Origin of the sequence: Spiroplasma endosymbiont of Seladonia tumulorum, assembly GCF_964020235.1 — a bacterium.
GTDB lineage: Bacteria > Bacillota_I > Bacilli_A > Mycoplasmatales > Mycoplasmataceae > Spiroplasma.
Genome location: NZ_OZ026545.1, coordinates 430,965 through 457,035, shown reverse-complemented (window position 1 = coordinate 457,035; position 26,071 = coordinate 430,965). Strand labels below are relative to the sequence as shown.

The 26,071-nt window shown below is 28.1% G+C and carries 30 protein-coding genes and 2 pseudogenes; 29 read left to right on the top strand and 3 right to left on the bottom strand.

Annotation, left to right across the window (positions count from 1 at the left end):
- Positions 1–9: 9 nt before the first annotated feature.
- The 9 genes from AACL22_RS03015 to AACL22_RS02975 all read left to right on the top strand — a co-directional run bounded on the left by AACL22_RS03015 (position 10) and on the right by AACL22_RS02975 (position 9,716).
- Positions 10–555: a hypothetical protein gene (locus AACL22_RS03015; RefSeq protein WP_338989530.1), complete on the top strand. Its 546-nt coding sequence runs from the start codon at positions 10–12 to the stop codon at positions 553–555.
- Between the two features lie 308 nt (positions 556–863).
- Complete coding sequence (locus AACL22_RS03010; RefSeq protein WP_338989529.1) at positions 864–1,271, top strand: spiralin lipoprotein; 408 nt, start codon at positions 864–866, stop codon at positions 1,269–1,271.
- 26 nt (positions 1,272–1,297) lie between these two features.
- The gene (locus AACL22_RS03005) at positions 1,298–1,546 is read left to right on the top strand and encodes a spiralin repeat-containing protein (protein ID WP_338989527.1); all 249 of its coding nucleotides are present in this window, start codon (positions 1,298–1,300) and stop codon (positions 1,544–1,546) included.
- A 191-nt stretch (positions 1,547–1,737) separates the two neighbouring features.
- Positions 1,738–2,721 (top strand): 6-phosphofructokinase, encoded by a 984-nt coding sequence (pfkA, locus tag AACL22_RS03000; protein ID WP_338989525.1) that lies wholly within the window; start codon positions 1,738–1,740, stop codon positions 2,719–2,721.
- Positions 2,722–2,774: 53 nt separating this feature from the next.
- Positions 2,775–4,211, top strand: a complete 1,437-nt coding sequence (gene pyk / locus AACL22_RS02995; RefSeq protein ID WP_338989523.1) for a pyruvate kinase — start codon at positions 2,775–2,777, stop codon at positions 4,209–4,211.
- A 255-nt stretch (positions 4,212–4,466) separates the two neighbouring features.
- Positions 4,467–6,389 carry a threonine--tRNA ligase gene (gene thrS, locus AACL22_RS02990; protein ID WP_338989521.1) on the top strand — a complete coding sequence of 641 codons (1,923 nt, stop codon included), beginning with the start codon at positions 4,467–4,469 and terminating at the stop codon, positions 6,387–6,389.
- 348 nt (positions 6,390–6,737) lie between these two features.
- Positions 6,738–7,142 carry a hypothetical protein gene (locus AACL22_RS02985; protein ID WP_338989519.1) on the top strand — a complete coding sequence of 135 codons (405 nt, stop codon included), beginning with the start codon at positions 6,738–6,740 and terminating at the stop codon, positions 7,140–7,142.
- Positions 7,143–7,295: 153 nt separating this feature from the next.
- The gene (aguA, locus tag AACL22_RS02980; protein ID WP_338989517.1) at positions 7,296–8,408 is read left to right on the top strand and encodes an agmatine deiminase; all 1,113 of its coding nucleotides are present in this window, start codon (positions 7,296–7,298) and stop codon (positions 8,406–8,408) included.
- A 288-nt stretch (positions 8,409–8,696) separates the two neighbouring features.
- On the top strand, positions 8,697–9,716 hold the full coding sequence (locus tag AACL22_RS02975; protein ID WP_338989516.1) for an aspartate carbamoyltransferase catalytic subunit: 1,020 nt from the start codon (positions 8,697–8,699) through the stop codon (positions 9,714–9,716).
- Here AACL22_RS02975 and AACL22_RS02970 read toward each other — a convergent pair.
- Complete coding sequence (locus AACL22_RS02970) at positions 9,711–9,962, bottom strand: hypothetical protein (RefSeq protein WP_338989515.1); 252 nt, start codon at positions 9,960–9,962, stop codon at positions 9,711–9,713. The two genes, AACL22_RS02975 and AACL22_RS02970, sit on opposite strands and share 6 nt — an antisense overlap.
- A 134-nt stretch (positions 9,963–10,096) precedes the next feature.
- Between AACL22_RS02970 and AACL22_RS02965 the strand changes: the two genes are divergently transcribed.
- From AACL22_RS02965 to AACL22_RS02910, 12 genes and pseudogenes are all read left to right on the top strand, one after another.
- Entirely contained in the window at positions 10,097–10,837 is a 741-nt protein-coding gene (locus AACL22_RS02965) for an amidohydrolase family protein (protein ID WP_338989513.1), read from the top strand.
- A 189-nt stretch (positions 10,838–11,026) separates the two neighbouring features.
- A pseudogene (locus tag AACL22_RS02960) lies at positions 11,027–11,944 on the top strand (dihydroorotate dehydrogenase).
- A 2-nt stretch (positions 11,945–11,946) separates the two neighbouring features.
- The gene (locus AACL22_RS02955; protein ID WP_338989512.1) at positions 11,947–12,267 is read left to right on the top strand and encodes an orotidine 5'-phosphate decarboxylase / HUMPS family protein; all 321 of its coding nucleotides are present in this window, start codon (positions 11,947–11,949) and stop codon (positions 12,265–12,267) included.
- Positions 12,215–12,631: an orotidine 5'-phosphate decarboxylase / HUMPS family protein gene (locus AACL22_RS02950; RefSeq protein ID WP_338989511.1), complete on the top strand. Its 417-nt coding sequence runs from the start codon at positions 12,215–12,217 to the stop codon at positions 12,629–12,631. The genes AACL22_RS02955 and AACL22_RS02950 overlap by 53 nt, the downstream gene beginning before the upstream one ends.
- A 15-nt stretch (positions 12,632–12,646) precedes the next feature.
- A complete protein-coding gene (locus tag AACL22_RS02945; RefSeq protein ID WP_338989510.1) occupies positions 12,647–13,033 on the top strand; it encodes a hypothetical protein in 387 nt (128 codons plus the stop codon).
- A gap of 484 nt (positions 13,034–13,517) precedes the next feature.
- On the top strand, positions 13,518–14,048 hold the full coding sequence (infC, locus tag AACL22_RS02940; protein ID WP_338989508.1) for a translation initiation factor IF-3: 531 nt from the start codon (positions 13,518–13,520) through the stop codon (positions 14,046–14,048).
- A 44-nt stretch (positions 14,049–14,092) separates the two neighbouring features.
- Positions 14,093–14,287: a 50S ribosomal protein L35 gene (gene rpmI, locus AACL22_RS02935; RefSeq protein ID WP_126820923.1), complete on the top strand. Its 195-nt coding sequence runs from the start codon at positions 14,093–14,095 to the stop codon at positions 14,285–14,287.
- Between the two features lie 24 nt (positions 14,288–14,311).
- The gene (rplT, locus tag AACL22_RS02930) at positions 14,312–14,671 is read left to right on the top strand and encodes a 50S ribosomal protein L20 (RefSeq protein ID WP_338989506.1); all 360 of its coding nucleotides are present in this window, start codon (positions 14,312–14,314) and stop codon (positions 14,669–14,671) included.
- Positions 14,672–14,806: 135 nt separating this feature from the next.
- The gene (gene uvrC, locus AACL22_RS02925; RefSeq protein ID WP_338989504.1) at positions 14,807–16,588 is read left to right on the top strand and encodes an excinuclease ABC subunit UvrC; all 1,782 of its coding nucleotides are present in this window, start codon (positions 14,807–14,809) and stop codon (positions 16,586–16,588) included.
- A gap of 54 nt (positions 16,589–16,642) precedes the next feature.
- Positions 16,643–17,398, top strand: a complete 756-nt coding sequence (locus AACL22_RS02920; RefSeq protein WP_338992978.1) for a DeoR/GlpR family DNA-binding transcription regulator — start codon at positions 16,643–16,645, stop codon at positions 17,396–17,398.
- A gap of 318 nt (positions 17,399–17,716) precedes the next feature.
- Positions 17,717–17,980 carry a hypothetical protein gene (locus AACL22_RS02915; protein WP_338989501.1) on the top strand — a complete coding sequence of 88 codons (264 nt, stop codon included), beginning with the start codon at positions 17,717–17,719 and terminating at the stop codon, positions 17,978–17,980.
- Between the two features lie 140 nt (positions 17,981–18,120).
- Positions 18,121–18,501: a hypothetical protein gene (locus AACL22_RS02910; RefSeq protein WP_338989499.1), complete on the top strand. Its 381-nt coding sequence runs from the start codon at positions 18,121–18,123 to the stop codon at positions 18,499–18,501.
- Between the two features lie 34 nt (positions 18,502–18,535).
- Here the strand turns inward: AACL22_RS02910 and AACL22_RS02905 are convergent, their stop codons facing one another.
- Entirely contained in the window at positions 18,536–19,183 is a 648-nt protein-coding gene (locus AACL22_RS02905) for a hypothetical protein (protein WP_338989498.1), read from the bottom strand.
- A 169-nt stretch (positions 19,184–19,352) separates the two neighbouring features.
- Between AACL22_RS02905 and AACL22_RS02900 the strand changes: the two genes are divergently transcribed.
- The 8 genes and pseudogenes from AACL22_RS02900 (at position 19,353) to AACL22_RS02850 (ending at position 25,241) form a co-directional block, all read left to right on the top strand.
- Positions 19,353–19,586 carry a CNNM domain-containing protein gene (locus AACL22_RS02900; protein ID WP_338989497.1) on the top strand — a complete coding sequence of 78 codons (234 nt, stop codon included), beginning with the start codon at positions 19,353–19,355 and terminating at the stop codon, positions 19,584–19,586.
- A complete protein-coding gene (locus tag AACL22_RS02895) occupies positions 19,559–19,948 on the top strand; it encodes a DUF21 domain-containing protein (RefSeq protein ID WP_338989496.1) in 390 nt (129 codons plus the stop codon). The genes AACL22_RS02900 and AACL22_RS02895 overlap by 28 nt, the downstream gene beginning before the upstream one ends.
- A 44-nt stretch (positions 19,949–19,992) precedes the next feature.
- Positions 19,993–20,682: a CBS domain-containing protein gene (locus AACL22_RS02890; protein WP_338989494.1), complete on the top strand. Its 690-nt coding sequence runs from the start codon at positions 19,993–19,995 to the stop codon at positions 20,680–20,682.
- A gap of 142 nt (positions 20,683–20,824) precedes the next feature.
- Positions 20,825–21,283 (top strand): MarR family winged helix-turn-helix transcriptional regulator, encoded by a 459-nt coding sequence (locus tag AACL22_RS02885; RefSeq protein ID WP_338992977.1) that lies wholly within the window; start codon positions 20,825–20,827, stop codon positions 21,281–21,283.
- A 111-nt stretch (positions 21,284–21,394) separates the two neighbouring features.
- Positions 21,395–23,347: pseudogene (locus AACL22_RS02875) on the top strand (ABC transporter ATP-binding protein).
- A gap of 97 nt (positions 23,348–23,444) precedes the next feature.
- Complete coding sequence (locus AACL22_RS02860) at positions 23,445–23,741, top strand: hypothetical protein (protein WP_338989490.1); 297 nt, start codon at positions 23,445–23,447, stop codon at positions 23,739–23,741.
- A 121-nt stretch (positions 23,742–23,862) separates the two neighbouring features.
- Entirely contained in the window at positions 23,863–24,747 is an 885-nt protein-coding gene (locus AACL22_RS02855; protein ID WP_338989489.1) for an HAD-IC family P-type ATPase, read from the top strand.
- A 65-nt stretch (positions 24,748–24,812) separates the two neighbouring features.
- A complete protein-coding gene (locus AACL22_RS02850) occupies positions 24,813–25,241 on the top strand; it encodes a cysteine peptidase family C39 domain-containing protein (protein WP_338992971.1) in 429 nt (142 codons plus the stop codon).
- 151 nt (positions 25,242–25,392) lie between these two features.
- Here AACL22_RS02850 and AACL22_RS02845 read toward each other — a convergent pair whose 3' ends face one another.
- On the bottom strand, positions 25,393–25,932 hold the full coding sequence (locus AACL22_RS02845) for a hypothetical protein (RefSeq protein WP_338989488.1): 540 nt from the start codon (positions 25,930–25,932) through the stop codon (positions 25,393–25,395).
- Between the last annotated feature and the right edge of the window lie 139 nt (positions 25,933–26,071).

Here is a 26,071-nt window from a genome sequence, read left to right as displayed (position 1 = left end):
AGCCTAAAAATGGAAAATACTGAAAAAGGAACAATAATTGCAATCTCGATGGCAGCATTTTTATTTGTTGCAGTTAGTTTATCAATTATTGGTTATTTAATTAGTTTTATAAAACGAGAATTTAAATCACGTTTTATTAATAAAAAAATTTTAATTTTTTTATTTACAGTGTTAGGAATTAATTTACCAGTTGTTATTCTTGGATTTTTATTCCAATTTGTTATTGATTTCTCAACAACTGCACCATTAATTATTATGATTGTGTTAGCTTTTGGCTTGACAGTTGGGGTAGGAGTTTATATTTTCTTATTTTTACAACTAATTGCTGTTGGAATTGATGAAAAGGAAATTGCTTTTTTAGGGGAGCGAATTTTAATTCGAAAAATTACTCGTGTTGAACGCAATGATAAAACAAATCAATTAGTAATTTATCATACCGAAGGAACCCGTAGTAAAAAGAAATGTCGTTTTTCATTAGCAAGTCAAGCAGGACAATTTATGATTAATAATGTTAATTTATTAAATCAAGAAATTATGCCATTTGTTCCAGAATAGACCAAACCAGAATTAAAAGTTAGTGAACAACAAGTAAGCGAAGAACCGGTTTCTGAATCAAAAGAAGCTAAAAATACAGAAAAAGATTAAACAATTTATTTGAAAAATCTTTTTTTAAGAAATATTTATTGTATAATTGCTTCTATAAGGGAAAGAAAAAGAAAAGGAAAAATATAAATTGTATAAAGTGGGGTTAGAAGCAATTAATAATTATTATTAATGTTATTTTTCTCTTATATATTCAATGTAATTTTAATTACATTTGCTTTTATAAAAACACTACTTAATAGAGAAAGGAAATATAAGAAATGAAGAGACTTTTATCGATTTTAGCAGTTTTTGGTGTATCAGCTGTAGGGACAACATCAGTAATCGCATGTAACAAAACTGAAAGTAACAACTTATCAAGAGTTAAAACAATTGCAGCACCTGCAACTGTAGCGGCAAAAGATGCAACAAAAGTTACAAAAGATGAAATTAAAAAAGCATTAGATCCTAATGTTTTAAAAGCAGTACAAGGCGTTGTAAAAACAGCACAAGCAACTGACTTTGTATATGAAGTTTATGCAAACAACAACGGTAAAGCGTTAGAAACTGTTAATTTAGAAGAAGGTAAAGTTGATGTATATGTTCAAATTACTCCAGCAAAAGATAAAACCGTTGTTATTGGTAAATCAGGATATATTAAAGTAACTTTACCAAAAATGGTGAAGTAACAAAAGCAGATATTTCAGATGTAACAGTGCCTGATCAAACTGTAGGAATTAAAGCAAACGATCCACAAAACGTTACAAAAACTGAATTAGAAACAGTTAATAAAGATACAGCTCTTGCAAAAGCTGTTTTAGATGATAAACAAGCGAAAGTACCAGGTGGAGAAGCAAGTGAATTTGAAATTACAAATAGTGGTGCAACGGGAGACTATTCAGCAGAGAAACCTGTTGAAGTAAAAGTTAAAGCAAAGGATAGTTCAGGAAAAATTACTGGTTAATTTAAATTAAATGCAAAGTAACAGCTACAAAAGCTGAATAAGAATTACTTTTTCTTATTTGGAACAAAATAAAAAAACACTTACAAAGTGTTTTTTTATGTTTTTTAGTTAAAAAAATCTTTACAATCGTAGAATATCAACTAAAATTAATATAAACAAGATGAAAAAAACAAAAGAGAAGGAGAAAAAGCATGCTTAAAAAAATTGGAATTTTAACATCTGGTGGTGATTCACAAGGAATGAATGCGGCAATTGCAGGGGTTATTAAAACAGCATATGCTAAAGGATTAGAAACATATATTATTCGTGATGGTTATTTAGGATTAATTAATAATTGAATGGAAGTTGTTGATAATAATTTTGCGGATAGTATTATGCGTTTAGGGGGGACTGTGATTGGTAGTGCACGATTACCGGAATTTAAAGACCCAAAGGTACGAGAAAAAGCTGTTGCTAATTTAAGAAAACAAGGAATTGTAGCATTAGTAGTTATTGGTGGTGATGGCAGTTATCAAGGAGCGCAACGGTTAACAGAGATGGGAATTAATTGTATTGCTTTACCAGGAACAATTGATAATGATATCACTTCATCAGATTATACGATTGGTTTTGATACTGCCATTAATATTGTTGTTGAAGCAATTGACCGCTTGCGTGATACAATGCAATCACATAATCGATGTTCAATTGTGGAAGTAATGGGTCATGCTTGTGGTGATATTGCTTTATATGCTGGGATTGCTGGTGGAGCAGATATTATTTCAATTAACGAAGCTGCTTTATCTGAGACAGAAATTGCTGAGCGGGTTGCAACATTACATCAAGCACAAAAACGAAGTGTTATTGTTGTTGTTAGTGAAATGATTTATCCCGATGTGCATAAATTAGCAAAATTAGTTGAAAGTAAAAGTGGTTATATTACCCGTGCGACAGTTTTAGGACATACCCAACGAGGTGGTAATCCAACGGCAATGGAACGTTATCGTGCTTTTCAAATGGCACAATTTGCTGTTGAACAAATTATTGTGGGAGCAGATGGTTTAGCAATTGGCAATCACGGCGATCAAATTATTGCTCGTCCAATTATGGAAGCATTAAGTATTCCACGACCATCACGGAAAGAAATTTGAGCTAAATTTGATGAATTAAATCAGAATATTTATCAAAAATCATAATTTTACGATAAAATAAAGTGGTAAAATATTTTTAGAAGGAGATTGTCAAGAGAATGGATAACTTTAATATTAACGAGAAAATGAAAAGAACAAAAATTATTACAACAATTGGGCCAAGTACACATTCAGCAGGTGCCCTTGAAGAACTGTTTAAAGCAGGAATGACCACAATTCGCTTAAACTTTTCACATGGAGATCATGCTGAACAAGGAGCACGAATTGTGTGAGCACGAGAAGTTAGTGCTAAAATTGGTAAACCAATTTCAGTATTATTAGATACGAAAGGTCCAGAAATTCGTGTTGGAATAATGAAAGATGGGAAACAAGAAATTGTTGCTGATGCAACAGTTACGATTTATTCATTACCAAAGGAATATCAAAGCCGTGAAGGAACTGGAACGGAAATTACTGTTTCATATGATATGTCACAAGACTTAAAAGTTGGTGACGTAGTATTAGTTGATGATGGGAAATTACAGTTAAATGTTACTGGTGTTAAGCCAGGAATTATTGAAACAAAAGCTTTCAACCATCATATTGTTAAAACAAATAAACGAATTAATTTACCGGGGGTCGACTTTACATTACCATTTTTAGCTGAAAAAGATATTAATGATATTAAATTTGGAGTTGAACAAGGAATTGATTATATTGCAGCATCATTTGTTAACACAGCTGGTAATATCAAAGAAATTCGAAAATTATTAAAAGAGTGTAAAGCTGAACATGTTCAAATTATTGCTAAAATTGAATCACAAATTGGAATTAATAATATTGATGAAATTATTGCCGCATCGGATGGAATTATGGTTGCGCGGGGAGATTTAGGTTTAGAAATTCCTTATTATGATGTTCCATATTGAGAAAAAATTATTATTCGTAAATGTCGTGAAGCAGGAAAAATTGTTATTGTTGCAACACAAATGTTAGAAACAATGACAGAAAATCCATCGCCAACACGAGCAGAAGTTACTGATGTTTATTTTGCAACAGAATTAGGATCTGATGCAACAATGTTATCAGGTGAATCAGCAAATGGTGACTATCCATTTATTACTGTTCATACGATGGCAATGATTAATAAACGAGCAGAGCATGAATTTTATTCAAAATTATATTATGAAAAGCAATTAGAAGATGCTATGAATTCAACATCAGGCCCACGCGCTGATATTGCTAAAAAATTAGCAAATAAATGTAAAGATGGAAAATATGAATATGCTGTTGTTGTTTCAAACACCGGAGAATTATTAAAAACAATTTCAAAATTCCGTCCGAATGTAGTAATTTTAGGAGTTAGTCCACTGCCAGAATTGTATACTGCCTTTGGATCATGGCATTCAATTTTTATGAATAAAGTTGATAATTATGAAGCATTTAAAACAGATGAAAAGGCAATTTGTGAAGTTGCAAAAAAATGAGGAGCAAAAATTGGTTCAACAATTTTATTTGCGCGCAACGAAGAAATTAAAGAAATTAAAATTAAATAATTAAACTAGTTACCCAAGGTCTAATCTTCCTCTTTTCTCAGCAAGTTAAGGATGATGGAAGCTTAATAAAAGAACGATTAGATTACTAGTAACAACGGTTAGTTTACGTTTAAGCACTTTTCGTTATTAAGTGTGAAAGATAAATTAGATTAAATCCTAATTTAATTAGGATGGTACCGCGAAGACCTCGCTCCTAGTATTATTGTTTTAATAATATTGGGAGCGAGTTTTATTTTTAGGAAAGGAAGATTACAAATGATTAAAATTACATTACCAGATGGGCAAGTTCGTGAATTTAAAAGTCCACAAACAATTCATGCTATTGCCAGTAGTATTTCATCAAGTCTAGGGAAAGCTGCCTTTGGTGGGGTTTTTGCTGGTCAAATTCGTAGTTTAGAATATTTAGTAACAATTGATGGGCCATTAGAAATTATTACTGATAAATCACCACTAGCCTTATCAATTTTGCATAATACAACAGCATTAATAGCAGCAAAAGCAATTACTAATTTACATCCAACCGCTAAAATTGCTAAAATTGTGGTACAAGATGATACCTTTTTAATTGACTTTGATGTTGAACCACATTTAAAAGAAACTGATCTTAGTGCTTTAGAACAGGAAGTAACAAAATTAATTAATAATAATCTTGCTATTACACCTGTTTTAGGGACCCTGACCGATGCAAAAAAATGATATAGAGAGGATAATAATCCTTATTTATTAACTTTTTGTCTAGAAACAGGGGCAGAACAAGCCGGATACTTACTTGGTAATGAATTATATTTACCAAATACTTATCCAGTTACAACTTTAAAACATATTAAAGTATTAAAACTTTGAAGTTTAGCAGGAGCGTATTGACAAGATGATGCTAAAAATAAAATGTTGCAACGATTAACTGGAAGTTCACATTTTTCGCGTGAATTATTTGAACAAATATTATTAGCATATGAAGAGCGAAAAGAACGCGATCATCGTAAAATTGGAAAGGATTTAGAAATCTTTACTTTTGATAAATTAGTTGGACCTGGTTTACCAATTTGGTTACCAAATGGAATGGCATTAAAAAAAGTACTACAAGAATATATCCGAGAAAAAGAATGAGAATATGATTTTATTGAGGTTGATACACCAGTTATTGGAACTAGTGAAATGTATAAAATTTCTGGTCATTGGGATCATTATCAAGAAAATATGTTTGCACCAATGGCACAAGATAATGAAATTAGTGTTTTACGGCCAATGGCATGTCCGCACCATATTGCTGTCTATAATTATAAACAACGTAGTTATCGTGAATTACCATTACGGATTGCTGAGCATGCCATTTTACATCGCTATGAGACATCGGGAAGCTTAACAGGACTCGAGCGAGTACGAATGATGCAATTAACTGATTCACACATCTTTTTACGTCATGACCAGTTAAAAGAAGAATTTAAACGTTGTTTTAAATTAATTAATGAAGTTTTAACAGATTTAAAAATTAATGTTGATTATTATTCATTATCATTACGTGATCCAGCAAATAAGGAAAAATATTATGATGATGATCAAATGTGAAATCATGCTGAACAAATGCTACAAGAAGCATTAGATGATTTAAAAATTCCATATGTACCAATGATTGGCGAAGCAGCGTTTTATGGGCCAAAGTTAGACATTCAAATTAAAACAGCATTAAACCATGAAATTACTGTTTCAACTCTACAATTTGATTTTTTATTACCAAAAAAATTTAATTTAAGTTATATTGATGCAACAGGAGCAAAAGCAAGACCAGTAATGTTACATCGTGGTTTAATTGGAACTTATGAACGTTTTATCGCAATTTTATTAGAACAAACAAAAGGGGTTTTATTATTTTGATTAGCTCCAAAACAAATTGTCATAATCCCAGTTAATAATGAGCATCATTTGGAATATGTTAATGAATTACATCAGCAATTTAAAAAGTTAAAATTACGTACAATGATTGATGATCGTGATGAGCGTTTAAGTTATAAAATTCGAGAAGCACAAGTTGCTAAAATTCCATATCAAATTGTGATTGGTGACCAAGAACGGGATAAAAAAATGATTACTTATCGAATTTATGGACAAGAAGACCAAATTACTACTACTTTTGATAAGTTTATTATTTTAATTAATGAACAAATTGTTAATAAAGTTTAAAAAAATATTTTTTTCAGGAAAATTATATTTCCTTTTTTTAACTCCTAAAATTATGATAAACTAAAAGTGGAAAAAACTTTTTAATGGATAAATATTTGCTAATATTTATGTTTAATTTTCGTAATAAATATTATAAAACAAAACTAGGATTATGATGTTAGGTCGTTTAACTAAAAAGGATTACTACTTTAATTGTTATAAATTTACAATTAATCAAAAATAAGTATTTTGTTGTATTAATTAATTTTAAGAAAAACAATTACCCTCTATTTGATAACATAATTTTAACTTTATTTTTAACACAAGATATTTGCTAGTTTATTGTATTTATGATAAGGTTAGAATAATATGAGGAAAATTGGTGAAGAAATGGCAATTAATCTTTTTGAAATTGATTATTTACAATTATGTTTTTCTTATTTAGGTTCAAATTATATTAAACAATCAGAAATGACAGATATTATTTTATATCAAAATGAAATCCAAGTTGATAAATTACGGGTTAATTATCATCAAAGACAATTAGAAAAAGAATGAGATTCATTTAAACTTAAAATTGTTAATCCGACTGTTGCAACAGAAGTTTTTAATCTTTGTTTAAATTTAAATTTTGCTTTAACAAACAAAATTAAGGTTCTTTGTAAATTAAAACCTCAGGGAAAAATGATTATACGTTGTATCGCAAGTATTAGTCAAATTATGTCATCTTCACCAGTTTCTTTTGAAATTAATATTTTAAATCAAATGTATTAAAAAAATATCTATATTGAAAATTTTTGTTTAAAAATGATTTTTAATAATAATCATTTATATATTATTTGTTATTTAAAACAAATAATATTTTTTAATTATATTTTTCTTTATTAATAAAATAGTCGGTGCTATTTAGAACGGAGGAATTATAAAATGAGTAAATTATTAATAACAACTCCGCAAGAAGATGGGTTTTATTTGCCAGCAGAAGCAAGTAATCATTTACAAACTTGAATGATATGACCATATATGAAAGATAATTGACAGAAAAATGCTTTTCTCGCGCAAAAAATTTTTGCATTAGTTGCTAAAATTATTAGTAATTATGAACCAGTCCAAATGATTGTTAATGAACAGAATTATTTACGAGTTAAAAAAATGCTAGGAAATAGCAATATTAACTTAGTAAAAACAAATTATTATGATAGTTGGGCACGTGATATAGGAGCACTTTATTTAATAAATGAAAAGGGAGAACGCCGTGCAGTTAGTTTTGAATTTAATGGCTGAGGAATGCAAAATAGTTTAATGTTAAAAGCAAAACATTTTAACTGAGATTATAATGTGGATAATAACGTGGCTATTACAATGGCAAATACTAGTGGTGTTGATTATTATGCTTGTCCGTTGGTGCTAGAAAGTGGGAGTATTCATGTTAATGGCGAAGGAACATTATATACAACCAAAGAATGTTTATTAAACCCAAATCGAAATCCGACTTTAACAAAACTTGAAATTGAACAATATTTGAAGCAATATTTAAATGTTAAAAAAATTATTTGAATTACAAGGGGACTATATAATGATGAGGCATGTGGTCATATTAACAATTTACTTCAAATTGTTGAACCCGGACATGTTTTATTAGCATGAACAGATAATAAAAATGATCCACAATATGAGCGAAGTATCGAAGCTTTATCATTGTTAGAATCAACAACTGATGCCAAAGGGCAAAAACTAAAAATTACTAAAATTTATCAACCACTTCCATTATTTTTAACCCAACGTGAAGCAACTGACCGTAAATGTAGTTTGCGTTTTAAACATCGAATGCCAGGTTTTCGTCTTCCTGCTAGTTATCTTAATTTTCATTTTGTTAACAAAGCGCTGATTTGTCCAATTTTTGGTGATCCAGTTTATGATCAAAAAGCAATTTTGGTATTACGAAAATGTTTTTTAAAACGGAAAGTAATTCCTGTTTATGCACGTAAAATAATTTTAGGTGGTGGGGTCATTAATTCAATGACACAATCAGAATTTTAATCTTAAAATTCTAATATTTTTTTGTTTTTATCTTTACAAATATAATAATTTTGGTATTATATACTATTAAGGTGATAATAAATGAAAATGAAAAATCAGGACAATTATGTAAAAAATAACATGAGACTTTTGTTACAAGAAGCCAATGTTTTTATTTCTTATTTGTTCTTAACTTTATTTCTCTCCCCATCATTTTAAAACTTACTTAATTAATTGGAAATTATCTTATTAATTAAGTAAGTTTTTTTTATCTTTATTTAAAAATCAGGAAAGTGAGGTTATATTTTAATGAAAAATAAAAGTTTATTTAATTTAGATAGTTGAACTGAAGATGATGTTCAAGGAATATTAACAACAGCATTACAATTTAAAAATAATGAGAAAAAAGTAAACTATCAACAAACAAAGATTGTGGCAAATCTTTTTTTCGAACCATCAACAAGAACCCATTATTCGTTTGAAGTGGCAGCACATAAACTAGGTTGTAAAACGTTAAATTTTAATGAATCATTTAGTGCAACAAAAAAAGGAGAAACATTATATGATACAGTTAAAACATTTGAAGCATTAGGAGTTGATGCACTCGTTATTCGTCATCCGGAAAAAAATTATTATCACCAGCTTGCTGATAAAATTAAAATCCCAATCTTAAATGGTGGTGATGGGTCAGGAAATCATCCAACCCAAAGTTTATTAGATTTGTTGACAATTAAAGAACATTTTGGTGAATTTAAAGGATTAAATATTATCATTGTGGGCGATATTAAATATTTACGAGTTGCAAAAACTAATATTCAAATTATGCAAAAATTAGGAATGAATGTGTATACAACAGGAATTAATGAATTACAATTACCTGGTGTAAAAACTGTTGATTTTAAAACAACTTTGCCAAAAATGGATGTTGTAATGTTACTACGTTACCAGTTTGAACGATTTCATGCTGATGAAAAATATCATTTAGATTACTTACGAAATTATAAGTTAACATCTGAATTAGTTACAACAATGAAGCCAACCGCAATTATTATGCATCCAGCTCCTTTTAACCGTGGTATTGAAATTGATGATGATGTTGTTGAATGTCAACAAGCAAAAATATTTGTGCAAATGGCAAATGAGGTTTTTATACGAATGGCATTATCAAGGAAAGGGGCTCCGCCCCTAGATCGCTGCGCGACCTGTACCCCGCAAACAACACACGGGGAGGACATAAAGTCCCTCCTCCGGCGTGTTTGCTTGCCTGTTTGTCTCTGTCTGTGTCTGTCTTTGTTTTGCTTGTATTTGTATCTGCTTTTACTTTTATAAATATCGCATAACACCATTAAACATCGCTAGTGAAATAATAGCATTAAGCAATAATTTAAAAGTTATATCAAAGGCAAATAAATTACTAATATTTTCTCAAAGCAAATTAACATTATGCATCGTATTTCCCAAAGCATTAATATATTTGCCAACCTCTTTAATACCAGGCAAAGTATTAAACGCACAAATAAGAGCATTAATAATATGTTTATCTAATCTATATCACGGAGCATCTAAATAAGGCAATTGTCATATTTTTCCACCATTAATTTCATTTTGTCAATCTTTATTGTAATATATTATTTTTAATTTTGCAATATTTATTTTAATGATGTGCAGTTATGCTAGTTAATTAAATAATATTTTAGCAAATAATTAAGATGATTTATACATTTACTAACGCTTATGTTTATTTACCAATTGGTTTTAAACAAACTAATATTACGATTGAAGGAAATAAAATTATTCACATTGGTTCAAGTATTTTAGGAACAGAAATTAAGTTGTCATTAAATTGTATTATTGTTCCTAGTTTTATTGATTTACATGCTCATTTTCGTGAACCAGGTCAAACAGAAAAAGAAGATTTAATAACAGGTGCAATTAGCGGCTTATATGGAGGTTATCAGACGGTATGTGTGATGGCCAACACAAAGCCAGCAATTGATAATATTGATGTTTTAAGACCATTGTTAGTTAAAGCAGCAAAATTACCAATTAATGTTCAATTTTTTTGGGCAATTACAAAGCAATTAGCTGGTCAAGAATTGGTTGATTTTGCAACAATTAGTGATGATGTTATTAGTTTTAGTGATGATGGGGTTTATTTAGCAAATCAAACTTTATTAATTAAGGCTTTAAAATATGGGCAAGCAATTCAAAAACTTATTTCGTTGCATGTTGATAATCGGCAAAATATGAATAAACAAACAGTTGTTTTACAGCACCAAATTGCGCAAAAGTTTGGTTTAATTGGTATTGATGATAACTATGAATCGAAACTATTGCATAATGATTTAAAAATTGTTAATAAACAACAATTACCTTATCATTTATGTCATGTTTCCACGGCTAAAAGTATTGCTCTAATTCGCGAAGGAAAAAAAATAATCCCTTTTTAACTTGTGAAGTAACGCCGCACCATTTAACATTATCAGTTGATGATATTACAACAAATGATGGGAATTATCTAATGAATCCACCCTTAAATAACAGATGTACAAAAACAATTGATGGGGTTAATAAAAAAATTGTACAGATGGACCAATCATTATTGTTGAATATTAAAAGCAGGGAGGGTAAAAATTATTATGTTAAAAACAAAATTTTTAGGATATACCTTAAATTGTCCTTTGACAACAGCAAGTGGGACATTTGGTTATGGTGAATGTTATTAAGACTTTTTTGCTGTTAATGAGTTGGGAATGCTAACAACAAAAGGAATTACTTTAGAGCCACGGTTAGGCAATAGTGCACAGCGGTTAGCTGAAGTTACAGCGGGATTAATTAATTCTATTGGTTTAGAAAACCCAGAGTTAGATTATTTTACAGCGAAGATTGTGCCCACCTTTGCTGCGTTTCAGATTTTAATTATTGTGAACTTAAATGGAAAAACAATTGAAGAATACGAAATATTAGCCATTGCTATTAATGAAATTGATGCAATTGCTTTTGTTGAATTAAATATTTCTTGTCCAAATGTTAAAGAAGGCGGTATTTTATTTGGAACTGATCCGGTGGTAACACGACAAGTAGTTAAAAGAGTTCGCCGTGTTTTAACAAAAAAGAAATTAATTGTGAAATTATCACCATCAGTTAGTGATATTAAGCAATTTGCGATTATTTGTCAAGAAGAAAGAGCAAATGCAATTAGTCTAATTAATACTATTCCTGCAATGCAGATTAATCTTAAAACGAAAAAACCGGCCTTAGGTAACATTATAGGAGGGTTAAGTGGACCTTGTATTAAACCAATCGCAATTCGGATGGTTTATGAAGTTGCTAAGGTAGTTAAAATCCCAATTATTGGCATGGGGGGAGTTAGTTCTGCCAATGATGTTCTTGAATTTTTAATGGCTGGAGCAAGTATTGTTGCAATTGGTACTAATTTATTTACTAATCCAAACCTTGTTTTAGAGATTAAAAGAGATTTGTTAGCATATTGTGAAGAACAAAATTTACAACTTTTAAGCGATATTGTGGGAATCGCGCACCAGAAGGAGAAATAATTATGCCAAAAATATTTATTGCGTGTGATTTTAATACAGAAGAACAATTATGAACTTTTTTAAACAAGTTTCCGCCACAATCATTATTTTTAAAAGTTGGGATGGAATTAATTTATGCTGTTGGTTTTGAAATTATTAATAAATTAAAACAGCACGGTCATATTGTTTTTCTTGATTTAAAATTAAATGATATTCCAATTACAGTTGAAAAGGCTTTACAAGCATTAAAACAATATCAAGTTGACTTTGTTACAATTCATTTAACAAGTGGTGAAAAAAACATTAGAATTAGCGCATCAGGTTGTGCAAGATACTTCAATTAAATTATTAGGTGTAACAGTATTAACTAGTCTTGATAATGATGATCTTCAAACTTTATTTTTATCTTCAACATTAACAACGGAGCGATTAGTACAAAATTTAGCAAAATTAGCAGTAGATAATCACTTTTATGGTGTGATTTGTTCCCCTTGAGAAGCAAAGATGATTAAAACACAGTTTCCATCGTTACAAACAATTACCCCTGGAATTCAATTAGTAACTAAACAAACTGATCAAAAACGGGTGGCAACACCAGTTCTTGCAAAAGAATTAGGAGCTGATTATTTAGTAATTGGTCGTGCAATTACAAGCGCTGCTGATCCGGTAGCCGTTTATCAACAAATTGTAACAACATTGGCAGATTAGAAAGGACGAATGAAGATGAAAAACATTATTACGGAATTAATTAGAATTAAAGCAATTAGTATTAATACTACCGAATTATTTACTTGAGCATCGGGAATTAAAGCATCAATTTATATTGATAATCGATTAACGATGGGTTATCCTAATTTGCGGTGAACAATTGCTGAAAGGTTTGCTGAATTTATTAATACTAATTTCGGACAAGATAAAATTGATAATATTTTTGGAACAGCAACAGCAGGAATTCCCCATGCTGCTCTATTAGGCCATTTATTACAATTACCATTTGGGTATGTTCGTAGTAGTAAAAAAGGTCACGGAAAACAAAATCAAATTGAAGGAGTCTATGAAAGGGGACAAAAGGTTGTGGTCATTGAAGATTTAATTTCTATCGGTGGGTAAGTTATTGAAGTTGTGAAAACTTTACAAGCGGCAGGTTTGGAAGTTGTTGCGGTATTAGCAATTTTTAGTTATCAATTTAAAAAGCTATTATTGCTTTTGAAAGTTTACAAGTTCCTTTATATACATTAACTAATTTTGAAAGTTTAGTAACAACTAATGGTTTGTTGTCAAAAGCAGAACAACAAATTTTAAAAGAGTTTCAGCAACAATTAGAGTAGAAGAATACAATGATTTGAATTAGTAAGTTAATTTAAAATATCTTATTAATATTATTGACTAAATTAAAAAAACATCATATAATTAATAATGAAAAATGTTAAAGTAGCTAATGCTCACCTATGCCCTTTAGTGTGGTTAATAGGTTTTACAAGATAAAATTAAAGTTTTTAATGATTATATTTTAATCATTTAAGAAGATAATTCTTGTTAATGAAAGCGCTACTTTTGATCGTTTTTTTTTAATTAATTAAAATGGAGGTATTGGATGAATCAGCCCACTAAAAACAATAAAAATATCGAGCAAGTAAATTATGATATTAGAGCACGTGAAGTTTTAATTATTTTAGATAATGGTAATAAAGTTGGCCCTTTAGGGCGAAATGAAGCAGTTCGTTTTGCTGAAGAAAAAGGTTTAGATTTATTGTTAGTATCAGCTGCTTCAAATCCACCGGTAGCAAAATTGGTTGATTATGGAAAATATAAATACGAACAAAAGAAAAAAGAAAAAGAAAATAAGAAAAATCAACATGTAACTGAAAATAAAGAAATGCGTTTACGAACAGGAATTGGTGAACATGATTTGGAATTTAAGGCAAAAAAAGTGCGTGAATTTCTAACTGATGGAAACCGTGTTAAAATTTCTTTAAAGTTTCGTGGTCGAGAAGTTGCAAGACCTGAATATGGCAAAGAAACATTAGATAAATTTTTTAGTTATATTGAAGATTTGGCAAAGATTGAAAAACAACCCCAGTTAAATGGCTTGTTTTTAGATATGTATGTTGTACCAAAAAAATAATTAATTAAATTAACTTTTAAAAGAAAAGACAAGGAGGAAAATTTATGCCAAAAATGAAAACGAAAAAATCTTTAGCAAAAAGAGTTAAAATAACAGGAACAGGAAAATGAAAGATTGCGCATGCATATACTTCACATTTAGCCCAAAATAAAACAACAAAACAAAAACGTCATTTACGTAAAGCTGGTTTAATGGATCAAACTGATCAGAGTCGATTAAAACAACTATTACAAGGATAAAGAAAGAGAAGGGAGTATTAACAAATGGCAAGAGTTAAAGGCGGACCAACAACAAGAAAACGTCGTAAAAAAATTATTAAAGAAGCAAAAGGATATTTTGGAACAAAATCAACGCATTATAAAAAAGCAAAAGAACAAGTAATGAAATCATGAGCGTATGCTTTTCGTGATCGTAAGCAACGTAAAAGAGATTTTCGTTCATTATGAATCCAAAGAATTAATGCTGCAGTACGTGAACATGATATGTCGTATTCACAATTTATGAATGGTTTAAATAAAACTAACATTGAAGTAAATCGTAAGATGTTATCAGAATTAGCAATTAATAATCCAAGTGAATTTAAAGTGTTAGTAGAAAAATCAAAACAAGCGTTAAAAAATTAACAAAACTACTTTTCTGAAAAGTAGTTTTTTATTTTAATATTAAGTCCGTTTTCTTATCTTGGATTTTTTATGATGAGTTGCTAATTGTTTTAATTAAGCATAAAATATTAACAAACATAAGGGAAAGAATGAAAAATGTCAGAAAAATTATCGTTAAAAGAGCAAGCTGAGATTTTACCAACTAAACCAGGATGCTATTTATTTTACAATAATTATCATCAAGTATTATATGTTGGAAAGGCAAAAAACTTACGAAGTCGTGTTAGTTCTTATTTTAACAAAGTGTATAATTATAAAACAACCCGCTTAGTTCAAGAAATAGTTCGTTTAGAAACAATTATTACGAAAACTGAAAAAGAAGCACTAATTTTAGAACATAATTTAATTAAGCAGTGCAAACCAAAATACAATATTTTGTTAAATAATGATAAACATTATCCTTATATTGTAATTACAAAAGAAAAAGACCCTCAATATTTGTATGTTCGTAATGTTCATCAAAAATATGCTCGCTATTATGGACCATTCCCAAAAGGGAGTCATGCGCGGGAAATTATTAAAGTCTTAGAACGATTATATCCTTTACGTCGTTGTAAAGGAAATCTTGAAAAACCTTGCCTTTATTATCATATTAATCAATGTTCGGGTGCTTGTTTTAAATCAGTTCCTTCAGAGTATTATACAAAAATGATTAAAAAAGTTCATAATTTTTTTAAAGGTAATTTTACTGAAACAAAAAAACTACTAGAGAAACAAATGTTTCAAGCCGCAGATAACTTACAATTTGAAGAAGCACATAAATTAAAAGTTTTAATTCGAAACTTAGATTGAACTTTATCATCACAAACAGTTGAAATGTTAAATCAAAATGATGATTTAGATGTGATTAGTTTATATCAAACTACTGAGCATTTAGTGTTAACAACTTTATTTTATCGTGCTGGAAAATTAAGCTATAAAGATTATGAATATTATCATCTTGATTTTGCTGAAGATTACCAAGAATTATACCGCTTATACTTGCAAAATATTTATCAAAAAAATATTTTACCCACAAAAATAATTGTTAACGAGGCAATTGCATTACCAGAATTAAACTTGTTATTTGATAATCGTGTTTTTCATCCTAAAACATCAATTGAAAAAACAATTATGAAATTAGCGACTGAAAATAGTTATGAATCTTATGTCCAATACCAGACAACTGCCCAACGAGAATTAAATAATGCTGAAGTTTTAAAAGAGTTACAAATGCTATTAGGTTTATCAGAATTACCATATTTAATTGAAATGATTGATATTGCTAATATTAATAATGAGTTTGTGACTGGTGGGGTTATTGTTTATAAAAATGGTCGTCCATCACGAAATGATTATCGTAAGTATAATTTAGAAATTCCATATCAAGATGATACGCACCGTATTGCGGCGGTTGTTGCTCGTCGTTATCAAAAGATTATTCAAGAAGAACAAGCCCTTCCTAATTTAATTATTATGGATGGTGGGATTCAACAAGTTAATGCTTGTTTAAAAGAACTAGCAAAATTAGATTTATCAATTCCCGTGATTGGTTTAGTTAAAAATGATCATCATAAAACTGACCATTTACTTAATTTAAAAAAAGAGAAAGTATATTTGGATAAAAGTAGCCGTTTATTTTTATTTTTAACAAGAATGCAAGATGATGTTCATAATTTTGCAATTACTAGTTTTCGCCGCCGGCAAACAAAAGCTTTGACAACAAGTATTCTAGAAACAATCCCAGGGTTTGGAAAACAACGAATTAAATTATTAAATCACCATTTTGAAAGTATTGGTGCAATTCAAAAAGCAAGTGATGCTGAATTATATCAATTATTGCATAATAAAAAACTTATTGAAAATTTAAGAAAATTTTTGGAACATTTTGGTAAATAACTTTTTTTCGGTATAATAATTAAGTACAGAATTAAACAATGAAAGGAGTAGAGAATTATCCATCGAGTCCAACGAAAAGATTTATTATTAGCATATTTGTGTCAAAAACTTTTTCACGAAATGAATCATGTTCTTGAATATGTTCGAAAATATAATATTTCAGCAACAACTGCGCGCCGTGATTTAAAAGAACTTGAAAATGAAGGAATTATTACAATGTATTATGGTGGTATTAATTTTTTAGGAGTTCATAATAAAACATGTAATATTAATGTTCGAACAAGTAGTATTAATTTTGATAAAAAAATGATTATCGGAAAAAAGTTAACAAATTTGTTAGAAAAAAATGATGTTATTTTTGTCGGAGCAGGATCAACTTGTGAAATTTTTGTTACTTTAATTGATAAACCAATAAAAATTGTCACTAATTCATTTCGAATTTTACAATTGGCAAAAGATAATCCTAATGTTCAATATAATGTCTTATTTGGAGGCAAATTACGAGAAAAATCACAAGCTTTTTATGGTTCGTTTTGTGAGGAAAGTTTATCATTAATTCAATTTTCAAAAGTTATTTTTTCAGCAAATACAATTGACAAAACTGGCGCTGTTTTCAAAAGTAATGAAGAAGAAGCGCGGGTTGAATTAGCAGCCTTAGCACGGGTTCAAGTTAAAATTTTATTAGCTGATAGTACAAAATTTAATAAAATTGGGTTTTTTAAATTTTATGACGTTAAAGATGTTTCATATTTAGTAACGGACAAACCAGAAGTTATGAAACAATATGATTTTAATGTTAAAGTAATATAAAACTTTGTTGTTAAACAAAGTTTTATATTTGCAAGGAAAAGTTAACTTAGGATGGTAATTTTTTGTTTGAAAGGAGGTTAAAATGGATTTAAATAATGTCCAACATGTATGTAATTAAATTGAAAAGTTTGAATTTGAAGAATTATTTACTGTGCTAGCAAAAATTGAGGAAGTAGTAAAAGACCGTACCGATGAGGTAGATTAGGAAAATATTTTCATTAAACTCTCAAATTTTTTTCATTCCATTGTTATCTAAATTTTATTAAAATCTAATTGAAATCTGAAGGGATTAAACCATGGAATGAATAGGTGGGTAATATGCAATTAAAAACTAATATTTTTGAGAAGTTGGAGGAAATTATTAATCGTAATGATGATACTGTTAATGGTATTATTGCACAAACTATTTTAAATTTTGCTAAAGTATCAAATGAAAATTTTATCATTAATGATGTTGCAGAAACATCACATACAAGTGTTTTAGCGGTGACAAAGTTTTGTAAAAGTTTAGGTTTTACAGGATGAAAAGAATTTTATATTTTTTTTCGCTATGAATTAGATAATTTAAAAAAACTTAATTAGTTTTATCGTCTTAATCCATCAAAAAATACTGTTAATGATTTAGTATCAAACCATAGTGCAATGATGACAAATTTATTAAATGAAAATTTATCATCAATTTTAGAATTAAAAACAATGCTAAAAACAACAAAAAAATTTATTTGATTGGTGAACATACACATTTAGATTTATTAATTAATTTTTATCATCAATTGTTAGGAATTGGTTTTGATGTAAGTGTAACAACACATGAATTTATTGCTAAAAAATTTTTAGAACGATTAAGAGATGATGATCTTGTAATTTGAATTATTATTGATACAGATCAAACTTATTTATTTAATGTTTTAAAACATACTGATAAAACTTTACCGTTAGATAATATTAAATTTATTTTAAAAGAAAATTCACCGATTATAGAAACTAATTTAACAACAAAAACACCGATTATTATTAATGATCAGCGCAAAATGTATACCTACCAAATTATTTATAATCATTTATTTATTATTTTTAATGCAATTTTAACAATGATTAATTAAAAAAATACCCAGCAAGTTGTCTGAGTATTTTTTATTATGATTTATTATGATCAATATCTCAATCTTCTAAGACCATATGTTTAATAAAACGATTCATTCATAAGTCAGAATTGGCCCCCGTTTGTAAGTTTCAAACTTCACCAGTTTCGAACCCAACATAATTTCCATTTTTAATATAGACGTAAGTTGGCGTTACAGTTAATCCTAATGAAACAGTAGTAATTGTTTTGTCAATTTTACCATTAATTTTATGAGCATTTCGCTCTTGTGTTACAATTCAATCAGCAATTTTTTTTGCTCATTTTTCTTTTCAAATACCATTATAATCTTTAATGTTATCAGTAATAATTAAGCGAGTGTTTTTAATTTTTTCTTGTTCATCAGAACTAATCGGATATGTTTTTAAAGCATATTGGGCACCAAAATTACCTGCTAAATACTTGTCATATTTATCATTACCATAGCCATTTTTATTATATAAATCTGGAATTGTTGTATCTGTTGTATTTTGACAATGAATGCAATTCTTTGCTGAAACCATAAAAATAAAACTTTCTTTATTGTTTATACCATTGATGAATTGGTTGTAATAAGCCATATTTTGATCTGAACAAGCGATTGTTGCTGTTGCTGTTGTTGCTGCGAGTGTCATTGCTGCCATTGTATTTAACAGTTTTTTCATTTCTATTCCTCCCCAAGAATTATTTTATATAATTGTCTATCTATAACTATACATTATTTTTTATATTTTTAAAGTTAAATCTAAATATTTTTATGGTGTTATTTAGTAGATAATTATGAGAGAAAAGTATATAATGATAAAAAATAATACAGATTTTAAAGGAGAGTAAATGATGATGGATATGACCACCGCATTGGCTGTGTTACTTCCAATAATGATTATTTTATTAATTTTTTCAAGTTTTTTTTCGGCTTCAGAAACAGCTATTACCTCAATTAATGTTATTCGTTTAAAACAAATGGCAAAAAAGAATGTTAGTAAACGGAAAAAAGAACAACAAATAAAACAATTCGTCGAGCAAAACAAGTTTATAAATTGGTCAAAGATTATGATCGTACTTTAGCAACTATTTTAATTGCAAATACTTTAGTTAATACGGCTTTAGCAACAATTGGAACTTTATTTTTTGCGTCTTTGATTATCAATGCTGAAACAGCAACAGGAGTAGCAACAGGAGTTATTGGTTTAACTGTTTTAATTTTTAGTGAATTATTACCAAAAACAATTGCTAAAGCTTTTCCTGAAAAGTTTTCAATTTTTTCAGCTTATATTTTATGAATCTGAAAAATTTTGTTTTATCCTTTTACTTGGTTGTTAACCTTTCATAAACAAAAAAATGGTGTTTTAACAACAGAAAATGAATTGTTAGAATTAATTTTAACAATTGAATCAGAAGGTGTTTTAGAAAAAATGAGAAAGAACTAATTGAATCAGCAATAACTTTTTATGAAAAAACAATTGGTTCAATTATGACAGCAAAGGAAAAAGTTAAAACAATTTATAGTAATATTTCATGACAAGAATTACAACGGTTTTATAAGCAAGAACGTTTTACGCGTATTCCTGTTTTAGTTCCAGAAACTAAAAAAGTAATTGGAATTTTAAACATTAAAGATGTTTTTATTGCCGTTATTGATCATCAAGAAGTTGATATCAAAAGTTTAGTTTCTGAACCATTTTTTTCTCGTTATTTAAAATTAGATGATGCTTTAGAATTATTTCAACAAGAACAAGTTAATATGGCAGTTGTTAGTACCAATGAAGATAGTAATAATTTTCTTGGAATCGTTACACTGGAAGATATTTTAGAAGAATTAGTTGGTGAAATTTATGATGAAGATGATGAAACTGGGCAAGTAAAAGAAATTGGTCACCATATGCTTTGAATTCATGGTAGTACTTCGATTAAAAAAGTATTTCAAAAATATTTGCATTTAGCAGCACCACCAGAAAGTACAAGTAAAACATTATATCAATGATTTGTTAAGGAAACAGGATATGATTTAACAAAATCAGAAAATAAAATTAAAGAATTTGTTTATCAAAATTATGCTTTTCGCGTAAATGATGAGAAAAAAGGCAAATTAACTTCCAAAAATATTATTTTTGAAATTGAATTTTTAACTAATAATAATCCAATTCATGATTTAGAACGTTAAAAGCAAAAAAGTGTATTTATTTTAAATACATTTTTTATTTATCTTTGTTAAATACTTAACATTAATTTATTCTATGTTAAGATAAAAAAAGATAAGAAATATAGAAAAATTAATGAGAAGGAGGAGGATTATTTTGGAAAAAATGCAAGTAGAAAATGAAGTATGTGATGGATTACTTTTTCGTTATTTAGGTTTTATTAACAAAGCATTTACACAGCAAATTGAAAATGAACTACAAAAACAAGGTTATTATGATTTTCAAATTTCTAATATTTGGTTATTAATTTTAATTGAACGGTTTCCTGACTATACAATGAATGAATTAGCACAAGTTGTTAATCAATCACGGGCAAATATTACGATTGTTTCAAAAAAATTAGTACAAAAGGGTTATGTTGTAAAAAATCGCCCAGAAAATAATAAAAAAATTATTTATTTAACCTTAACTGAAAAGTGATGAAAATTAAAACCAATTGTTTTTAATTTAGTAAATCAATTAGATCAACGCATTATGCAAATTTTATCAAAACCACGATATGAAACTTTACTAGCTGATTTAGGAAAAATAGTTGAATTGCTAAAAAAAGGGTCTACATCTTAAATAAAATGTTAAATATTTAACAAATATTAATAAAATAACTTGTAATATTTTTTAGAATTCGTATAATTATTTTGTTAAATACTTAACAAAATGCACAAAAAGGAGTTTATGATGAGAGAAAAAAATGATGGGTTAAATTTAACTGGCAATAATACAAAAAAAGAACCGTTGCCAATTAAAAAGCCAAAAGCCACCCCAATGGGATTTTTTAAATTATTATCAATTTATTATAAACAATTTTAATTTCGTTGATTATGTTTAATCTTATTTATTATTATTACTTGTGGAATTACAGTTGCCTTACCTAAATTAACAAATATTGTTATGATGGAATTGACAACGGGAATGTCAAAGCGTTCAAGTATTAATGATCCTGCGATGCCATGAGGAACATTACTATACTGAGCAATTGGTTTTGTCGGAACTTTTATTGTTTCGGGAATGTTTTTATATTTACAAAGTTTAGTTGGTGGGTCAATTTCACGAAAAATTGAAATTGATATTCGAATTAAAGTTTTAAATAAATTAGTTGATTTAGATATGAATTATTATCATGATAAAAAAATGGGTGATATTTTAACTAAATTAATTTCTGATACGCAAATTTTAGGTGACCAAGCATTTCAAGTTTCACAAAATTTTTTAAATGCTTTCTTCACCTTCATTGGTAGTATTGGGATTATGTTTACTTTAGATAACCGTGTTTTGCAATACCAAGATGGCCCACGCGGGATTGAACCAGTTATTGATCAAGATGGTAATTTTGTTTATCTTGATGGAAGTGCAACTGTTGCGGAATTAGCTGGTATTATTTTAGGAATATCATTTGGAATTTTATTATTAACTTCATTTGGTTTTACTTTTATTCGTCGGTTAATGTATAAACAACGAAAAGTGGTCTCTGATGTTAATGGTGATGTTAATGATCAGATTAATGCAATTCGATTAATTAAAGCAACAGGTACAAATGAATATGAAAAAGAACGTTTTAATAAAATTCATAAAGAATATTATAAAGTTAGTATGTGTGCTATTAAAGTCCAATCAATTGTAATTGCTTTTGTTATAACAACCTTGACTAGTATGAATACAATTGCATTAATTGTTGGAATTATTTTTGTTAACAATAATCGATTAGACCCAACTGTGATGTTGTCAATTACAATGAGTATTAATTCCCTAATTTTTCCAATTATTCAAGTTGTTCGATTACTAGCTAATTTAGCAACAGCATCAACATCAGCAACTCGTGTTGCAGAAATTTTTAATGAAATTCCTAACATTAATATTAATGCAACCATACCACCATTAAAAGAAATTAGTGGTGATATTGTCTTTGACAAAGTTTGATTTAAATATGATGCGGCAAATGAAGATGAACCATATATTTTAGAAAACTTTAATTTTCATTTTCACCAAGGAAAAAGTTATGCTTTTGTTGGAGAAACAGGTGTTGGAAAATCAACAATTTCAAAATTATTATTACGATATTATGATCCAACAAAAGGGAATATTTATGTTAATAATAATCAAAATTTAAAAAAATTAATTTAAAATCATATTTAGACCATGTTGGTTATGTTGAACAAGAACCACAAATTATTTACGGAAGTTTTTACGATAATATTCGTTATGGAACTTTTATGGCAACTGATGCTGAATGTGAAGCAGCAGCAAAAAAAGCAGAGTTATATAATTTTATTATTGACTTACCAGAAGAGTTTAATACTTTACTAGGAGAGCGTGGTTTTATTTTATCAGGAGGGCAAAAGCAACGATTAGTAATTGCGCGAATGTTTTTACGAAATCCTGAAATTTTAATTCTTGATGAAGCAACAAGTGCTTTAGATAATTTGTTGAAAAAGAAATTCAAACGGAATTAGATAACCTAATGAAAGGTAGAACAACAATTATTATTGCTCATCGTTTAAGTACCATTAAGAATGTTGATCAAATTTTAGTTTTAGAAAAAGGAAATGGAGTTGTTCAAAGTGGAACCTTTGATGAACTAAAAAAGTTGAAGGACGTTTTAAACGATTATACGAAGCTGGTTTAATGACATAAAATAAGTAACACAAAACAATTGTTTTGTGTTTTTATTAACAAATTTGTTTTTTAAATTATGATATTATTAAACCATAATCATGGAGGGCTTGGTATTATGGCAAAAAAGAACCAACAATTTAATGAAACTAAAATTTTTACTGATTATCAAGCACTTGCCCAAGCAACCATTCCTGAAATTGTTGCAAATTTACCTAATCAAAAAATTGGTTATCATAATGATGAAGTTAAACAATACTTAGCTCACGCAGATCAAACTGCAATTAAACCACAACAATTTAATTGAATGAAAAATATTTTTTTGACAATTGTTAATCCTTTTAATTTATTATTAATTGTAATTTTTGGTTTTCAATTAGGAACTTTTTTGTTAAAGATTTTCATGATCCATTAGCTTTAGCTAGTGCAATTATTATTGCCATTATGATGACCTTAAGCGCAACAATTTCATTAGGACAAGATTATAAAGCATTTTGAACAACAAAAAAATTACAACAATTAGTAAAAAAACTTCAATGGTAATTCGAACAGGGGAATGCCATTTTGCAACAGTTAATGAAACAATGTTACCGAATTTAGTTGCAAAAGCAGTTAAAGTAGAATCAAAAACATTAATTTTTGGTGATTTAATTTATCTTTCCACAGGTGATATTGTTCCTTGTGATGTTCGAATTATTTATACTAAAAATTTGTCAGTTAACCAAGCTGTTTTAACTGGTGAAGCAACACCTGTTTTTAAAACAATTGTTGCGAATGCTGCACCACATCAAATTTTTGATTTATCAAATCTTTGCTTTATGGGAAGTAGTATTGTTGCTGGAAGCGCTGTTGCGGTAGTTTTAAAAACAGGTGTTAATACTTATTTAGAAATGTTAAATGAACAATTAGCAGCAGTACCAACAGAAAATAGTTTTAATTTAGGAATTAAAAAAATTACGCGCTTAACTATTCTAATTATTTTAATTATGGTACCAATTGTGCTAGTGTTAAATGGCATTCGAACAGGACAATGATTAGAAGCTTTAATTTTAGCATTGTCTGTAGCAGTTGGTTTAACTCCCGAATCGTTGCCAGTAATTGTTGCTGTTAACTTGACCCGGGGAAGCAAAAATTTAGCAAAAGAAAAAGTTGTAATTAAACAACTTGATGCAGTTCAAAATTTAGGAGCAATTGATGTTTTATGTACGGATAAGACAGGAACATTAACTGAGGATAAAATTGAATTACAAAGTTATCATAGCATTAATCAAGTTAATGCTCCAAAATTTTTAAAATATGGCTATTTAAATAGTTATTTTCAGTTAGGAATGAAAAAACAAATTGATAATGCAATTATTAGTTATTCAAAAGTTAATTATACAAAAAGTTTACGAACAACTTATCAATTATTGGTTATCTAGGAAATATTCTCTTTTTTTGGTTAACAATAACTAGAAAAAGAGGTGTTTTTATGTAATATCCTTTTATTAAACAAAAGCAAAATGATGATTGTGGTTATGCTTGTTTAGCAATGTTAATTGAATATTATCATCACCAAAAATTGACAATTAATGAATTGAAAAATCACCTTCCTGCTTATCAGGGAGCATTAAATGTTTATAGTTTAAGTCAAATTGCTAGTAAATACAATATCGGATTAACTGCTTTTGAAATTAATAAACAAGAATTAGCAACATTAACATTTGAGCAACTATTAATTGCCTATGTTTTAAATGCAATGGGTTATTATCATTATGTTGCCATTTATCAACGTCGTGGAAAATCCTTTTTTGTTGCTGACCCTAGTGCGAATAAAGGCAGTTGAATTTTAATTAATACATTTATGGAAAAATTTCAAGATGTGATTATTTTTACAAAAAAAGTAAAACAATTGTTGGCTGTATGTATTATTTAAGGGTTTTAACTAGTATCTTAGAAATTGTGGAATAAAAATACCACTTACTTATCTAAATTATATTACTTTTAATTTTATTGTCAACAATATTTTAACATTTTTTAAATTTTTCCACGACAAAAATACATGTTTATTAAAGTTATTTAATTTATTAGATAAAATTAATAAAAATTAAGTTTAGTTGTAAATTATTATTTACAAAATTATTAACTGAATAATTAATTCTATTTTCTTCTAATGGTTCATTAGTATTAAATAAATTAATTTTATTTTTAAAATTCATCATACTAGTATTTAATTTATTTTTAAGAGTTTTTTCATGATAAGTTGCTTTTTTAACCAAAACACCTTTACAGTAATGTGATATATCACCCTCAATATGACTACCAATATTATTTCATAATGTTTGATTTCTGACACCTTCTTCATTATTTTTAATTAATTTAATTGTCTCTTTTAAGAATTTCATTTTTGATTCTTTTATAAAAGAAGCACTGTTTTCTAAGCGTTCTAATAATTCTTCATATTTACCATTAAAAAAATAATCGACTGCTTTATGGTATGTTTCTCTGTTTTCTTTGTTTTTACTTTGATAAGGATATAATTTTTTAAATCTACTTGTAAGGTGAAATTTATCTATCGTGTAATGTACTTTATTTTTAGGAAAATATTCTTGAATAAATTTTGCCATATTTTTAATTCAAAGTGTAGTATACCACACACATTTTGGAGATTGCAAGAAAACAAGAAAAAATAATAAAATATATAATTTAAAATATAAAAACATCATTAAAAATGATACACATATAAATAAAAATTCTAAAATTGAC